This window comes from Tolypothrix bouteillei VB521301, assembly GCF_000760695.4.
GTDB lineage: Bacteria > Cyanobacteriota > Cyanobacteriia > Cyanobacteriales > Nostocaceae > Scytonema > Scytonema bouteillei_A.
In genome coordinates, this window is record NZ_JHEG04000001.1 from 8,011,900 (window position 1) to 8,029,317 (window position 17,418).

A 17,418-nucleotide genomic window follows, 5' to 3' on the forward strand; every position below is an offset into this window, starting at 1 on the left:
ATGTAAACGAATAAATACTTTTACAACTTCTGATTAAGATGAAAAGTTTTGTCTTTACAAAATTTTGATTTTGTGCATTACAACTTACCTGATTTACAGGTAGCTTTTCCCATATATATATATCAGTAAGAAACTCATTAATTACGCATCTTTAGAAAACTTTGTTCAAGCTATAGCAACCCTCTTTGAATTTACAATTTGGCTTTCTTGGTGTAAAAATTATTTCAAATTCTGTAATTGTTCGCGGGGAAAACCTAATTCAACTGCTTTGTCATATGACTCGCGAGCTTCTTGATTTCTCTTTAGCACCTCTAAGACATACCCGCGATTAGCCCAAATATAAGGGTTCTTAGGTTCTATATCTTTGGCTCTGTTAAAAGCGTCTAGTGCATCATTGTAGCGTTGTAGCTCTAGTAGTGCTAGTCCTTTGCTTTGCCAAGCAGGATAAAAATCATTCCTCAAATCAATAACTTTATTAAAAGATTCTAATGCCCCTTGATGGTCTTTAAAGGATTGAGCCAGTACAATACCCCGATTGTACCAAACTTGATAATCTTGCGGACGGAGTTTACTGGCGCGATCGAAAGCGGAAAGGGCTTCTTCACGTTTTTCTGTACCCATAGAAAAAAGTACGTTACCCATACCAAGTAGAGCTTCATAAAAATTTTCATCAATTGCCAGTGCTTTCTGATAAGAAGCCAGTGCATCTTTGGGACGATTTAACTTTAGTAAAACAGTTCCTTGGTCGGTCCAAGCAATTAAATCTTTTGGCTGTCTTCTCAGCAAAAGATTATAAGATTCTAGCGCTTCTTTATAATATTCTCTTGCAAATTGCGGTCCCTGTAACTGTTCTGTAGCCAACCCTATTTCGTACCAAATTTTCGGCTCATCAGGTCTAATTTGCCTGAGTTTATCGAAGGAATCTGATGCTTCCCTATACTGTTGCAGTCCCATATAAGCTAAGCCTTTACCACTCCAAGCTTCAGCATCGTTAGAGTCAATACGCAGAGCTTTTTCGTGCATATCTAAGGCTTCTTTATACCTGCGAAATTTATAGAGAACCTTACCTTTATTGTTGAGCACTTTTACATTCTTTGGTTGTAGAGAGAGTGCTTTATCATACGACCCCAAGGCTCCTGAATCACGCCCCAAGCTTAAAAGAACATCACCTCGACCTTTCCAACCTTCAACTGAGTTGGGTTTCATTGCTATGAGGTTTTCAAATTGTTCTAAAGCTGCTTCAGGTTGACGTATATCGAGTAACTCATTTCCTCGATATGCGTAATAAAAGGGTCGGATAAATGGGTTAATCAATTCTACAGTGATGACAATCGCTCCAACCACTGCTAATAAGATGGGAATGTACCAAAGCTGTAAAGCGAAATGTAAAGAGACTTGTCGAGTTATAGCATTATTTTGAGGAAAAAATGACGGTAAGGGTGGGGAAGTTGAAAATTCGATTGGTGGTGTGCTTCCATTTTGAGAATGATTGTGAGAATGACCGTTTTGTCTTAGCGCGATCGCATTCAAACTCTCTAGAACTTCAACAACAGATTGATAGCGACGATCGGGACTCGGGTCTACCATTTTGGTTAAAATATTTGCTAAGAAATCATCGATCTCAATTCCTTCAGGAAATACAATCTTGTCTGTTTGTCTGTCCCGCCTGATATTCTTTGGCTCGATTCCTGTTAACAGATGAATTGCTGTCATCCCCAAGCCGTAAATATCGCTATTTAAACCGGGTCTTCCCTCCAACTGTTCCGCAGGAGCATATCCCGGCGTTCCAATCATAGTATGAGGTGGTAACTGCTGGTTGTATGATTGCCGAAATGAGTCTGTTGGGTATAGTTGTTTGACTGCACCAAAGTCAATTAAGACAAACTTGCGATCGATATCCCTTCTCATGATATTAGAAGGTTTGATATCGCGATGTATAATATTTATCTGATGAAGATGTTTTAAGATTGATAAAATTTCGTGTAAACAATTCAGAACTTCCTCTTTGGACCATCGCCGATCCATAAGTTTATCCAATGATTTACCCTGTATATACTCTTGAACTATGTAGTAATTTTGACATTCTTCGACGTAATTAATATATTTAGGGATCTGTTGACTTTGCTGTAAATAGTTAAGAATATGGGCTTCTCTTTGAAATAATCTCTTTGCTGCTTCAACATCAGCAATTTGAGGATTTAGTTTTTTGACAACACAAGGAGGGTCAGTTGATAAAGTATCTCTGGCTAAATAAGTTACACCAAAACCCCCTCGTGCCAATTCCCTGATAATTTCGTAGCGTCCACCCAATAATTCTTCGGTCATATAACTTGGTTTTTAAATATAAATTAATATTAAGCGATAGTTTTTAACGAAGCAGGCAGACAACATTTAATTAAGTATATCGTCACAATTAAACTTAACTACTCAGGGTCGTCTTTAGTGAATGAGGATCGTTTAAAAGTAAGAGTTTTATCCTAGAGAGTTAAACATGGGAGTCTGCCGAGACATTACGGGTTTTGATAAGAAATAATTATCTACAAAAAGGGAGACAGCACTGGGAATATGTGGTAGATATTCCTTAGGATAGATTAATTATATTTAACTCGGTATAATAACGCAATCGCTATTTACTTTAAACAATTTTACTGGGAGTGCATAATACCATGAGTCGGGGTAAAGTAGTTAGCTGGTTGAAGCTCAATCTAGTTGTAGGGTTGATTTTCAAAGTGCTAATCACCTCTTATGCTTGTGAAGCCTCGGCTGAAAGCTTGCCAATGGAAGGTCTTAAGGAAACAGACGCCATACCTCCTCAATTTGAGACTTCAGAGTTTACGTATAGCAATACCGTAGCGTCTACTATTTTATCTCAGGTTCCAAATCCCATTACTCCAGTACCCCCACCACCTCAGCCGATTCCCGCCCCAGAACCACCACCAGAAACTCCACTTGATATTACCCCCACAACACCTTCTCCTTCACAAACACGTCCTGACATTCCCGGAAGTATCAGAGTTATTAAGTTCGAGTTTGAAGGGAACACGGCATTTAGCGATCGAAAATTAAGCGAAATAACAGCTGAATTTATCGATAAACCGATCCCTTTTTCCAAATTGCTGGAAGTAGAAGCTGCGATCGCAAAGCTTTACATTGATGCAGGATACATTAATTCTGGTGCTTTTATCCCCGCAGGGCAAACCTTATCACCAAAAGGAGCAGTTGTTAAAGTTCAGATTGTTGAAGGGGGAGTGGAAGAAATAAAAATCACAGGGACTCGACGGTTAAATCCAAACTACATACGCAGTCGATTAAAACTCGGTACCTCTCAACCTTTCAATCGCAACCGCCTGCTAAAAGCCCTACAGCTATTGCAACTGAACCCCTTGATTGAAAACCTTTCTGCGGAATTGTCTCCTGGCTCTCGTTTGGAGCAGGGCGTACTGGAAGTGAAGGTTGTAGAAGCAGACTCCTTCAGGACAGAATTCTTTCTGGATAATGCTCGTGCGCCAAGTGTAGGGAGTTTCCGACGTGGTGTCCGGATCTCTGAAGGCAATGTATTTGGTTTGGGTGATGGTTTTGATGCAATATATACCAATACTGATGGTAGTAATTCCCTTGACCTTAGCTATACAGTTCCCATCAATCCCCGGAATGGGTCTATTAGTTTGGCTGGTGGATTTACAGACACTACAGTCATTGAACCCCCCTTCGACCAAGCAGATATTACAGGTAACTCTTTTTACATAGATATAGGTTTCCGCCAGCCGATTATCCAAACTCCCAACCGAGAATTTGCCTTAGGTTTGAATCTAGTACGACAGCAAAGTCTGACAGAAGTTGAGGGAGAGAGCTTTCCACTTTCACCAGGAGCTGATGAGAATGGAGAAACTCGCATATCAGCTTTGCGGTTTGTTCAGGAATACATACAACGCAGCCCGCAACAAGTCTTGGCTGTTCGTTCCCAATTCAATCTTGGAGTAGCATGGTTGGACGCCACTATCAATAGCGATGCTCCCGACAGTCGCTTTTTCTCGTGGCGCGGACAAGGACAGTATGTCAGGCTTTTGGCGCGAGACACTTTGCTAGTATTGCGCTCTAACCTACAGTTAGCAACAAGAGCTTTAGTACCTTTAGAACAAATAGGCATAGGAGGTCTGCAAAGCGTCCGAGGTTACCGACAAGACCAGCTTTTGGTCGATAATGGCTTTTTTGCCTCTGCAGAGTTTAGGTTACCTGTTTTGAGAGTACAAGATATTCAAGGAGTTTTACAAGTCGTGCCTTTTATCGATTTTGGCATTGGCTGGAATAGCTCCGGCGAAAGCAATCCAGATCCAGATCGCAATACCTTACTGGGTGTTGGTTTGGGTTTGCAATGGCAAATGGGTAACAACTTAAATGCTCGCTTTGACTACGGAATTCCGTTAATTGATGTTGAGTCAAGAGAAAGGACTTTACAAGAACAAGGTTTTTACTTTTCAGTCAATTACAGCCCTTTTTAAGAATTCTCTGGAAGAAAAAAACACTTTATAAGATAAGGCATTCATCATGAAACCATCCAAGCGATCGCTCTTTTTCTTCTCTTTCCCCTTGTACTCTATTGCAAGCCTTGCACCTATCACTCCTGCAAAGGCACAACAAGTTATTCCCGACAATACCCTAGGGAGTGAAAATTCTATTGTAAATACTAATGTTGATGTGAAAGGCAGTCTTGGCGATCGCATTGATGGCGGTGCGACTCGCGGGACAAGTTTGTTTCACAGTTTTGAGAAATTTGATGTCGATGCTAATGGGAGAGTCTACTTTAATCCCCAAACTGGCATTCAGAATATTTTCAGTCGAGTGACAGGGGGAAATGCATCGAACATTCAAGGGACGCTCGGTGTATTGAGCGGTGCTAACTTATTCTTCATCAATCCCAATGGCATTTTGTTTGGACCAAATGCCAAATTAGACGTGGGCGGTTCCTTTTTGGGAAGTACCGCAAGTAGCTTGTTATTTGGCAACCAGTTTGAATTTAGCGCCACTAGCAAACTAGCACCGCCACAATTGTTAACCGTGAATATTCCCACTGGTTTGCGTTTTCGAGACAATCCAGTTAATCCCACGAATCCTGCCAATATTACCGTTCAATCGTACTCTGAGGACATCAACGGTAATTATACTGGTCTTGAAGTTCCAAATGGAAAATCTATAGCATTAGTGGGCGGTGATGTGCTTGTAGATTATGGCACACTAGCCGCTAGGAGTGGTCGCATTGAGTTAGGAGGAGTCAGAGGAACAGGTGAAATAGGGCTAGACGGGAATACTCTACAGTTAAATTTTCCTGATGATGTAGCGCGAGCAGATGTAAGACTGAAGAATGAAGGTTACGTCATTGTACGTGGTAGCGGTGGTGGAAGTATCGCCATCAACGCCAAAGATATAGAGATTAGCGACAATAGTTTAGTGCGAGGCGGGATAAGCTTATCACCTACAGTGGTAACGGGTGCTCAAGCCGGAGATATTACGCTCAATGCAACAGGGGCAATAGAAATATCAGGTTTCAGTTGGATTGACAATAATGTTGTTAATAATTTTAACTACAGTGGCAATACTATCAGTGGTAACGGTGGCAACATTAATATTAAAGCAGGTTCGTTCTCAATGTCTGGTGGCGCTCAACTAAGTGCCAGCACTTATGTAAAAGGAAATGCCGGAAGCATCAACATACGAGCTGAGAATGGCTCTGTTTCACTTATAGGTGATACTTATATATTTAATAATATAGAAGACGGAGGCGATGGCAAAGCAGGTGGAATTAATATTACCGCGAAGTCATTATCTCTCAACGATGGTGCTCAACTACAAACCTTGATTCGTCAAGGTGGCACTGGGGAAGCTGGAGATGTAAATGTTACAGTCCGTGGAGGTGATGTGACACTTGCTGGAGTCAGTAGTGGTGTGAATAAACTACCCAGTCTCATAACTAGTTACATAGACACAGGGGCAATGGGCAAGGGTGGTGATGTCAACCTAACTATTGAAAATGGCTCCCTCATTATGAATAATGGGAGTCAATTAGATGTCAGCACTTATGGCAAAGGCAACGCTGGAGACGTAAACGTGCGAGCTGAGAACGGTGTCTCCCTCACTGGAAGAAACACTAGAATTTTTGGCACTCTAGAATCAGGCGGTGAGGGCAAAGGTGGCAACATCAATATCACCGTTGACAAAGGCTCATTCAATATAAGTGACGGCGCACAAATTAATGCCAATACCTATGGCAAGGGCGATGCTGGCAATGTAACTGTGCGGGCAGAGAATGGTTCTGTCTCCCTGGATACGGATGCTGTTATTGGAAGCAATATAGAAGCAGGCGGTGATGGCAAGGGAGGTATTATCGATATCACAGCCAAGTCTTTATCCCTTAGTAGTGGCGGGCAACTGCTAACCATCGTTCGTCAATCGCAGAATCAGCGTCCTGCAGGTAAAGGGAATGCGGGAAATGTGAATGTCACAGTCCGTGGAGGTGATGTGACACTCTCCGGAATTAGTAGTATCGATCAACTACCCAGTTCCATATTCAGTACCGTAGGCTCAGAGGCACAAGGCAACAGTGGTAATATCAATCTCACTATCGAAAATGGTTCGCTGAACATGAGTAATGGCGCTCAAATTAGTGCCAGTATGTTTGGCAAAGGTAATGGTGGTAATATCAATCTCACTATCGAAAATGGCTTGCTGAATGTGAGTGATGGCGCTCAAATTAGTGCCAGTATGTTTGGCAAAGGCATTGCCGGAGATATCAACGTGCGGGCTGAGAACGGTGTCTCCCTCACTGGAAGAAACACTAGAATTTTTGGCACTTTACAATCAGGCGGTGATGGCAAAGGTGGTAACGTCAGTATCACCGTTGACAAAGGCTCATTCAATATGAGTGACGGCGCACAAATCAATGCCAATACCTATAGCAAGGGCGATGCTGGCAATGTAACTGTGCGAGCGGAGAATGGTTCTGTCTCCCTGGATACGGATGCTGTTATTGGAAGCAATATAGAAGCAGGCGGTGATGGCAAGGGAGGTATCATCGATATCACAGCCAAGTCTTTATCCCTTAGTAGTGGTGGGCAACTGCTAACCATCGTTCGTCAAGCAGATACGGAGAACAAAATCCCGGCTGGCATTGGGAATGCGGGAAATGTGAATGTCACAGTCCGTGGAGGTGATGTGACACTTGACGGAGTCAGTAGTGGAGCAAATAAACTACCCAGTCTCATAGCTAGCTACGTAGATTCAGGGGCACAAGGCAATGGTGGTAATATCAATCTCACTATCGAAAATGGTTCGCTGAACATGAGTAATGGTGCCCGAATTATTGCCAGTATGTTTGGCAAGGGCATTGCTGGAGATATCAACGTGCGGGCTGAGAACGGTTTTTCCCTTACTGGGAGAAACACTAGAATTTTTAGCACTTTAGAATCTGGGGACGAAGGCAAAGGTGGCAACATCAATATCACCGTTGGCAAAGGCTCATTCAATATGAGTGACGGCGCACAAATTAATGCCAATACCTATGGCAAGGGCGATGCTGGCAATGTAACTGTGCGAGCGGAGAATGGTTCTGTCTCCCTAGATACGGATGCTGTTATTGGAAGCAATATAGAAGCAGGCGGTGATGGTAAGGGAGGTATCATCGATATCACAGCCAAGTCTTTATCCCTTAGTAGTGGCGGGCAACTGCTAACCATCGTTCGTCAAGCAGATACGGAGAAAAACATCCCGGCTGGCATTGGGAATGCGGGAAATGTGAATGTCACAGTCCGTGGAGGTGATGTGACACTTGACGGAGTCAGTAGTGGAGCAAATAAACTACCCAGTTCCATATTCAGTACCGTAGGCTCAGAGGCACAAGGCAATGGTGGTGATATCAATCTCACTATCGAAAATGGTTCGCTATTGATGAGTAACGGCGCACAAATCAGCGCTAGTACTTTTGGCACAGGAGATGCTGGAAACATTAAAATTGCTGTCCGCAACGCTGTTAATCTCTTTGGATTTACCACGTTAGGAACCGCTTCTGGTTCTTTTAATCAAATTTCAAGCTTTGTAGGTCAGAATGCAACAGGTAAAGGAGGTAACATTGACATAAAAGCAGGCTCCCTATCAATGAACGATCTTAGCGAGCTAAGTACTGCAACTTCTGGTCGGGGAAATGCTGGAAAGGTGTCACTGCAAATTGATGGCCCTGTCACGCTCACGAAATTGAGTAACATTAGGAGTAATGTAGAACAGGGAGGCGAAGGAATTGCTGGTAATATTAATGTACAGGCAAGATCGCTGACCCTAACAGATGGTGGTCAGATAGGTAGTATTGTTTTTCGTGAAGGAAATGGTCTAAATGGGGGAAAGGGAAAAGCAGGCAATATCGAAATTAATGCTAAAGATTTTGTTAATATTTCTGGCTCCAGTTCTATTCAATTTCCCGTCTCCTTCCCAACAGTAGGATTTTCAAGCGCATTGCTTGCTAGTGCTGAAAGAGGAACAACTAATATTGAAGCACAGGCTGCAGGCAGTATTACTGTCACCACTAATAATTTTCGTTTAGCAGACGGTGGAATTGTAGAAGCACTCACAGCTAATAATGGTAATGGTGGCAACATAACTATAAACGCTAAGACTTTTGAAGTAAGCAATGGTGGACGGGTGACTACATCTACTAGTAGGGGTGGCAAAGCAGGTAATATTATCTTAAGGGTAAGCGATCGCATCCTTCTTTCTGGCAGTAACAGTGGATTGTTTTCTAACACCGAAGCAAACTCTCAAGGTGATGGTGGTAGCATTGACATTGACCCCAAAGAATTTATTCTTCGCGATGGCGCGAGAATATCTGTAAATAGTGAAGGTAGCGGCAACGGTGGCAGTATTAAAATTGGGGCAGGAACTCTCAGATTGGACAATGCCAAAATTACCGCAGAAACCCAGAGTGCTCAGGGTGGTAGTATCGAGTTAAATTTGCAAGACTTACTCATCTTGCGTCGTGGAAGTAAAATTTCTGCCACTGCAGGCAGATCTCAGGGGAGTGGCGACGGTGGAAACATCACCATCAACATTCCTGATGGCGTCATCATTGCCTTTCCTCAAGAAAATAGCGACATCACAGCCAATGCTTTTAACGGTCGGGGTGGAAATATTTCTATTAGAGGTGCATTGCTTGGAATCGCTCCACTCACCCGAAAACAGCTCGAGCAATTCGATCCCAACGGACTCGATCCAAATAATGTACCCACAAGCGATATCACTGCAATTTCCCAACAACAGCCGCAACAAGAAGGTACAGTACAACTCAATACCGAAATCGACCCCAATCGCGGGTTGGTGGAGTTACCTGAAGAAGTGACAGACCCCTCAAAAGAAATTGCCCAGAATCCCTGTCAGCGCGGTATAGGTAGTCGATTTATCGTCACCGGACGTGGTGGTTTGCCACCGAGTCCCGGTCAAACCGCCAACAGCAACAACGTGCAAGTCGATTTACTTGAGCCTGTTTCCACTGCTGGTAATTCTGCAAGTATCAGTCATACAACGGTGTCATCCACCAACCCCAATCCCAAACAGTTTGTTCCAGCGCAAGGATGGGTCTTTAACCAAAAAGGTGAAATCGTGCTGACAGCTTACGATCCTGCTAACACGAACGCACAACGCCCCTTACAAACTCTCAGACCTACCAGTTGTGCTGCACGCTAGAAGTCTTTTGTGTAAGAACCCATATTGACAGGAGAAACTGACCATGGTCCCTTCAAAACCCAAATTCTGGAAATTGCAAAATTTCTTGAAAAAGATCTACAGAAAACGTTCCCTTTTTCTTGCAGCCTTATTATTTACTCTCTCAACTATCTCACCTGTTGTTGCCAAAGTTTCTTCACCAACTCCCGTTGTTCAATCTCAACAAGATGCAGGACAGTTAGTGAGTGAGGCAACTCAATTATACCGCTCGGGACAGTTCCAAAAAGCGGCAGTCGTCTGGGAAAAAATCGCAGCTATTTTTGCGGCTCAAGGCGATGGTTTAAATCAAGCAATGGCGTTGAGCAATCTCTCTTTGACTCATCAGAAAATAGGACAGTGGGATAAAGCAAAAAAAGCTATCGAAGACAGCTTGCAAATTTTGTCAACTCAAGAAGGAAAAGATAAACTAAAAATTCAAGCTCAAACTTTAGATATTCAAGGATATTTACAACGGGAATTAGGACGCTCGTCAGATGCTCTCAAAAGTTGGCATGATTCTACTAAAATATACAGCCAAATAGGCGAGAGTGAGAAATTGACTCAAAGCACAATCAATCAAGCCCAAGCCATGCAAGACTTGGGTCTTTATTCCCGTGCTTGCAATACATTGTTACAAGTGTTGAAGCCAGAAATAGACGTTGAAAATTGTGACAATATCACTCAAATCTCTTTAGAAGAATTACAAAAAAAACTTGAGAAGATCTCTACAACTGAATCTCCTAAATTGGTGACGGTTATAGCATTGAGAAGTTTTGGTGAATTGAGGGGATTGGAGGGTCAGTTAGAACAAGCTAAACTGATTTTAGAAACAAGTAAAAATTTAGCTAAAAAATTAAATTCTCCTCAAGAGCAAGCAGCGACATATCTAAGTTTGGGAAATACGCAACGAGATTTAGCTAAAGTTAAAGAAGCTCGTGGTGAAGTGCAGTCTTATGAATTAAAAGCGTTAGACTCGTATAATATGGTATTGAGTTTGTCCTCACTACCAATAGCGCGACAGCAAGCAGAACTGAATCAACTCAGTTTATTGATGAAACTCGAGAGATGGAACGAAGCCGAAGAATTATGGCGATCGCTTAAACCCCAACTCGACAGCCTATCTCCAAGCCGCACGGGCGTTTACCTGCAAATTAACTTTGCTCAAAACTTTATAGATCTCACTGAAGAAAGTAACTACCAACTCAAGAGTAATTCCCAACTTCCAACGGCTCTGGATGTGAATAAAATTTTGGCTAGAGCAGTAGAACAAGCAGAGAGTTTGGGAGATAAAAGAGCCGAAGCTTATGCTTTGGGAACTAGGGGAAAATTGTATATGAATGAAACCATGTATAATTTGCCTCAGGCAGAAAAATTGACAAGACAAGCTTTGAGTTTTGATTCCAGTTTTAACACCCCAGATATAGCTTATCAGCATTTCAGACAGTTGGGAAAAATACAGAAGGCTCAAGGAGATATACCAGAAGCGATCGCATCTTACACCAATGCCTATGAAGCTCTTCAGTTATTACGTAAAGACTTAGTCACGATTAACCCGGAAGTTCAATTTTCTTTTCAGAAAAGTGTTGAACCAATATACAGAGAGTTAGTGGATTTAGACATAGGATATGCCCATAGCTTGAAAACAGCAGGAAAGAATGAAGACAGCCAAAAACTGATAGTTCAAGCTCGTAAAGTCATTGAGTCTCTTCAATTAGCCGAACTCAATAACTTTTTTAAAGAAGCTTGTGTAGAAGAAAAATCCAAACCAATTGATAACATAGATAAAAAGGCAGGAATTATCTACACAATTGTTTCGTCAAACAACTTAACAGTTATCCTGAGCCTACCTCAAAAGCCAAATTTAATCTTTCATACAACATCATTTGAACCAGATGAATTTAAGAAAACTCTAGATGAGGTGCAACGTTCCCTAATAGATCCTGTCAGTGTTGAGGAAACTGCTCGCATATATTACCAAAAGTTGTATGATTGGCTGATTAAACCAATGGAGTCAGAGTTGAAAAACAGTAATGTTACAACTCTAGCCTTCGTGTTAGATGGAGACTTGCGAAATATTCCCATGTCGATTCTATATGATGGCAAGCAATATCTCATACAAAAGTATGCCCTTGCTGTCACACCTGGTTTGCAGCTAGTCGATCCAAAACCAATCTCGCAAGTTGAGTTAAAAGCTTTTACTGCAGGGCTCAGTAAAATTCGTCCGGGATTTGCGCCACACAAAGATTTTAGAGAATTAAGCAATGTTGAAACTGAACTGCAACAAATTAAGCGTCTTGGAATCTCTCGACGGTTGGTTCTCAACGAAGAATTTACAAGCAAGCTACTCAAACAACAAATTATTGCTTCTCGCGTTCCTCCCATACTTCACTTAGCAACTCACGGTGAGTTTAGCTCCAGCCCTGAAAAAACCTTTATCCTTTCTTGGGACAGTCGTATCAACGTGAATCAGTTGGGTCAGTTATTGCAGAATCATTCTTTGTATCAGAATAAACCCATTGAGTTGCTAGTTCTCAGTGCTTGTAAAACAGCAAGTGGGGATAAACGGGCTACATTGGGGCTCGCCGGTGTCGCCGTGCGGGCTGGTGCTCGCAGTACGCTGGCAACATTATGGTCAGTCGTGGATGAAACGACTGCTACAATCATGACTGAATTCTACAGTCAGCTAGAAGAAGCAAAAAAGACAAACCAAAATAAAGCAGAAGCACTGAGAAGAGCTCAACTCAATGTTATGGAAAAATACGAGAAGTACAGACATCCGCATTTTTGGGCACCTTTCATTCTCGTTGGAAATTGGCAGTAGCGCCCGACAACTCACGATGCTATTGGCTCATCGTGGGCTGACCGCCTCGAGCCGGTGGCTCAACATGCCTTCGGTGGAATTCAGTTCCCCCCTTTTTTAAGGGGGGTTAGGGGGGAGCGAAACTGTAAAAATGCATTATATAAGACTTGTGTACACTACCGCAGCCGATGAATTGGGGGAATAAAGCCCCCCTTGCGATCGAGGAGTTGGGGGAATCTTCAAGGATTAGATCTTATTAACTGAACGGTATTGGACGATCGCAACGAAATTTTCCCGTTGCGATCGCGAACAAGGTGAAGTTGGGCGAACAATACCCGATATTCGATGTTGGTAGTTTTCCGTGCTCGATCTGTTAAGCAAGGCAGAGCTTAACAGCCTGCATTCCCAGCCAGAGGCTAGAAACGAGAGATGAGGGAGTGCCATTAAATCAGAGATGTGTCACCCCCATTGATGCGCTTTAGCCTCCAAGAAGTCGAGTTCTTGCAGTCTTCCGAGCTTGATGAAGTTAATGACTAGAAGCCAGGAGGTAAAAGCACCCGATCGATTTCAACGATCACACCATTCTTTGTTTGAATAGAGGGAGGCTTTCCAACAGCATTATTCAGTTTGACAACACCATCAGAGCCAACAGTCACTTTAACACTCTTACCTTCGACCGTTGGGATTTCTGCACCATTTAAGTTTTTCTCTGTAATGAGACGTGAAACCAGATGATATTTTAGGACTTTGAGCCGATTTTCCGGCTGACTGTATCGCTGATAGACATCTTTGGGTAAAGCATTAAAGGCTTCATCAGATGGAGCAAAAATTGTGAAAGAACCCTGTTGCTTCAACTCATCCAGAAGACCTGCTTGTTGCAATTCATAAACAAAATTGGCAAATTTACCCTTCTCTGCTACGAGGGTATCAGCGATGTTCTTTTCAGAATTCCGATAGGAAGGATAGCTACGATAAGCAGAAGGTTGAAACAGTGCCAAGGGAGGATAAAATTTGGCCAGCACAGGAAAACTGATGAAGGTAGTAACACCAGCCATTCCTACAATCAAAGCCAACCTTTTAAACAACTGTTTGGTATTCTGAGTAGTTTTTTTTTGAATAAGCATAAATTGTGTAAGTTCCTTATGAACTCTTTGATGCATTCCCGGTCTTAAGCCGAAATTCTGGTTGACGAATTGATAAAGGCTGAAGGATAAAGTTAGAAAGATTCATAGCTCAACCAATATGAGCCACCAATCCTTCCTTCTCTCTTCATACTTCATGGATTAACTACAACTTACTCTTTTCTGATTTCCTATGTTTTGTTTGCATTTTGGCAAACAGTTTCTCATACTTGGCCTTATTCAAGACGAACATTGAACTTCTCGACCTTAGACTGCGAAGATTATACCATAAACAGTTAATTTCTTTAACTATGGTCTAATTTAACAATAAGAGATGATTCTAGAGAGAAAACTAAGAAGGAAAATGAAAAGTAAAAAATTGAAAAGATTTTTTACTTTTGACTTTCCTTCAACCTATAGGACTCCTATTTGATTTTTGAAACATACGTCGGGGACCCGTCCTCGTGGGCGAGGTTTCCGCGCAGGGGAGGAGTGGCGTCGGGTATTACCCACAAAAAGCCTTATGTGGGGCAATGTCCACCCAACAGTACCTAACACTTTTCGTCAATCACTGTATGATTCCTATGGGTATCAGCGCAATCGCCGTTTCTAGCTTTTCCCTTTAAAAGAGTCCAGCCATTCTTGAACTTGGTTTCTAGCAATATCGCGAGCGCCCAAACCAAATGCTAGGGCGATCGCGACTGCAAGCGCACCCAACAAAAGCCCAAAAGCTAAATTCACAATATCGCTAGCAACGCCAATTTGTTGCAATGCCATTGCAGACACCAGAGCAATAATAGCAATCCTGGCAACTTGACCCAAAACTCGTGCTTGGCGATCGCCAGAACTCGCAATAATGCTAAATGCCAAATTTGCTAGATACAACCCAACAGCAAATACGACCAAACCAGCTAAAATCCTGCCTAAGATAATCACAATCCCTGTCACGAGTGTTGTCAGTGCGGGAATATTCAGGATATTCACCGCAGCAACAGTCGCAAACAGCATAATGCCTACTAAGACAACAATGCCAACGATTTCTGAAGGAGTGCGGTTTGGGATCGCAGAGGGTGTAGGTTCTTCTGGAATAACAACTCGTTTGGTAGGTGATGGCAGACCTAAAACCGAGAAAATATTGTTAAATCCTATACTAGTGAGGATACTGGTCACTAGCTCCGACACAAATCTTCCAAAAAAGTAAGCAATCAGCAAAATTGCTATTGCTGTAAAGATTGATGGCAGAGTGTTAAGAATCTGTTGCAACATTGCGATCGCAGGTACGGAAATCGCTTGGATTTGCAACTGATTCAGTGCAGCAATAGCAACAGGAATTAAAATTAATACGTAGACAATCGTACCAATAATCGTTGATAGCGATTGCGTTCCCGCAGCTGCACTCAATCCAAACCGACTTCCCAAATGGTCAATACCTGTTGTCATCAACAAATTGGTTACAATCCGTCTGACAATGTTAGCCACAAACCAGCCTATAGTGGCAATCAGTGTTGCACCTAGAATGTTGGGAAGAATGGAAATAATTTGTGTAACCAGAGTTTGTACTGGTAGCAACGCCTGGTTCAACCCCAAGCTATCGAGCACGGGGATGAGAAACACCAAAAGGATAAACCAATACAAAGCATTACCAATTGTCTCGCTCAATGAGATCTGATTGAGACTGGTAGCATTATTATCTTGTGGTGGATTTAATCGTTCATCCAACCGCAATGCTTGTAGCCCCCGTACTGTTATCAATTTTGTCAGGGTAGCCACTAACCAAGCGACTGCGAAGATAAATACAGCACCAACAAACCTGGGTAAAAAGTCCCCAACTTGGTTGAGAAAAGTATTTAGAGGTTGAGAAGCAACCCTCAGTTCTAGGGTATCTAGAACCGCAACAACCGTTATCAGGAGGATAGCCCAAAAGACTAAGTTGGCGATAATGCCCTCAACCTGGGGAGATTCCACTCCCGTAACTCCTGAAGCAATGCGATTGTCGATATTCGTGCGGTTGAGGAGGGAACGGGTTACAGATTTAGCGACTGCAGCAATCAACCAACCTACTAACAAAATCAACGCCGCCCCTACCAATCGAGGCAGAAACTGGATGATTTGTTGCAGAGTCGCCTGAAAGTAATCCAATCCATCAACTTGTTCGGATGGTAAGGTTGGAGATTGTGCAACCAACGAGCAGACCCTCATCGAAAAACCAACATCTATCACCTGGGATACTGTTTGCCAAGTTGCGTTCATGGTTTTTTGAAAGAAAGGTTAAGTGTTGTAATAAAAAACACTTAAATGCATCCGTAGTAGGGATTGTTAAGACAATCCTACACCCTGATGCTTAACAGTGTTTTGCCAGTAGATTACCAGTAAAATCATACAAATGAGTTAATATCACGAGAAATTTTTTACTGTGTCTCAAGTTTTTGAACAATCGATTCAAATTAATGCGACAGCGACAGACGTGGAGCGATGCATTACAGACCTGACGTTAATGCATCGCTGGCTCAACCCTGCTTTACGCTGTGAACCTTTAGGTCAGTGGAGTACTGAAATTGGTGGCAAAAGCTTGTTCGTTATTCAAACACCAATTCTCAAACCCACGTTACACAGTACAATTGTGGAGAGACAGCCCGGTTTGGTTGTCTGGGAATTTCAAGGTTTTTTTGAAGGGCGCGATCGCTGGGAATGCCGACCCATAGACAAGGGAACGCAACTGCTGAACAGGTTTGAATTTGATATTCCCAACCCTATAGTCAGTTGGGGCTTTAAAACTTTTGCTGAAAATTGGACAAAAAGCGATATGCAAGCTCAACTGCGCCGTTTGAAACGGGTTGCAGAAGGGTTAGTGGTTGGTGGTTAAATCCAACAATCAACAACCAACACCCAACAACTAACAACTATCTACCGAGCTGAGACAGTATGTGCCTGATAATATGAGCATCTTTGGCATTGGGGCTTTGTGCCAAATAAGTCTCTAAGTCTCTTGACGCTTGAGAAAATCGACCGAGTTCATAACACAAAAGACCGCGATCGCGTAATTCTTGTACTTGGTCGGGAAAAAGTATCAAAATCCGTTCAACTGATGCTAAAGACTTTTCCAAATTTTGTTGATTGAGGTAAATGTATTTCAAGTTTTTCAGCATTCGTTCTAAGAATTGCCGCTTACTAACAACAGGAAAAAATTCTGGTTGTAGCGTTACCTGCTGTTGATACATCTGACTGAGTAGTTCCTGACAATCTTCAGGAAACATGATGTCACCACCATTAAACACATCAACAAAAATTTCTATGTCCGGGATGCTAGGTCGAATCAGAAAATGACCTGGCATTCCAATTCCTTCCATGGGAAAATCAATTTTTCTTGCCAATTCCAGGTAAACGAGTGCCAAAGAAATGGGAATGCCCAATCTCCGGTCAATTACGTCATTTAAAAAGCTATTACGGGGGTCGTAATAGTTATCTTTATTACCGCCGTAACCCAGATCGTCGTAGAGATATTGATTAATCGTTTGAATAATTTTTAGAGGATAGCGTTCCTGAGGGAGCCGTTCTTGTAACTCCAATGCCATTGTCTCCAAAGCATTGAGGTATTCTTCAATATCTAGGTAGGGGTACTCTTCTTGTGCGATGTACAAAGCTGCTCTTGCTAAGTCGATGTACTCATCAGGCTGCTGAACTTCTTTGTAAAAATACTGTCGCGCTGACGAGATGTTCATAAGCAGAAGGTTAGATTGCAAAACAACAAACTAGCTTGAA

At 42.4% G+C, this 17,418-nt stretch carries 9 protein-coding genes; 4 read left to right on the forward strand and 5 right to left on the reverse strand.

Annotated features, from left to right (window positions below; translation table 11 throughout):
* Positions 1-219: 219 nt before the first annotated feature.
* On the reverse strand, positions 220-2,325 hold the full coding sequence (locus tag HC643_RS32815; protein ID WP_038092725.1) for a serine/threonine-protein kinase: 2,106 nt from the start codon (positions 2,323-2,325) through the stop codon (positions 220-222).
* A gap of 341 nt (positions 2,326-2,666) precedes the next feature.
* Here HC643_RS32815 and HC643_RS32820 point away from each other — a divergent pair, with 341 nt between their 5' ends.
* From HC643_RS32820 to HC643_RS32830, 3 genes are read left to right on the forward strand one after another with little or no spacing between them, the layout of a single operon-like run.
* Positions 2,667-4,499, forward strand: a complete 1,833-nt coding sequence (locus HC643_RS32820; protein WP_038092721.1) for a ShlB/FhaC/HecB family hemolysin secretion/activation protein — start codon at positions 2,667-2,669, stop codon at positions 4,497-4,499.
* Between the two features lie 46 nt (positions 4,500-4,545).
* Positions 4,546-9,720 (forward strand): two-partner secretion domain-containing protein, encoded by a 5,175-nt coding sequence (locus HC643_RS32825; RefSeq protein WP_038092718.1) that lies wholly within the window; start codon positions 4,546-4,548, stop codon positions 9,718-9,720.
* Between the two features lie 43 nt (positions 9,721-9,763).
* Positions 9,764-12,559, forward strand: coding sequence for a CHAT domain-containing protein (locus HC643_RS32830; protein WP_038092717.1), 2,796 nt, complete (start codon positions 9,764-9,766; stop codon positions 12,557-12,559).
* 225 nt (positions 12,560-12,784) lie between these two features.
* Here HC643_RS32830 and HC643_RS32835 read toward each other — a convergent pair whose 3' ends face one another.
* The 3 genes from HC643_RS32835 to HC643_RS32845 all read right to left on the reverse strand — a co-directional run bounded on the left by HC643_RS32835 (position 12,785) and on the right by HC643_RS32845 (position 15,909).
* Positions 12,785-12,982, reverse strand: coding sequence for a hypothetical protein (locus HC643_RS32835; RefSeq protein ID WP_137986561.1), 198 nt, complete (start codon positions 12,980-12,982; stop codon positions 12,785-12,787).
* A gap of 89 nt (positions 12,983-13,071) precedes the next feature.
* Positions 13,072-13,662, reverse strand: a complete 591-nt coding sequence (locus tag HC643_RS32840) for a fasciclin domain-containing protein (protein WP_038092735.1) — start codon at positions 13,660-13,662, stop codon at positions 13,072-13,074.
* A gap of 606 nt (positions 13,663-14,268) precedes the next feature.
* Positions 14,269-15,909 carry a mechanosensitive ion channel gene (locus HC643_RS32845; protein WP_038092715.1) on the reverse strand — a complete coding sequence of 547 codons (1,641 nt, stop codon included), beginning with the start codon at positions 15,907-15,909 and terminating at the stop codon, positions 14,269-14,271.
* Positions 15,910-16,072: 163 nt separating this feature from the next.
* On the opposite strand from HC643_RS32845, the gene HC643_RS32850 reads away from it, so the two are divergent.
* Entirely contained in the window at positions 16,073-16,522 is a 450-nt protein-coding gene (locus HC643_RS32850) for an SRPBCC family protein (RefSeq protein WP_038092712.1), read from the forward strand.
* 37 nt (positions 16,523-16,559) lie between these two features.
* Here HC643_RS32850 and HC643_RS32855 read toward each other — a convergent pair whose 3' ends face one another.
* Entirely contained in the window at positions 16,560-17,378 is an 819-nt protein-coding gene (locus tag HC643_RS32855) for a SirB1 family protein (RefSeq protein WP_038092709.1), read from the reverse strand.
* Between the last annotated feature and the right edge of the window lie 40 nt (positions 17,379-17,418).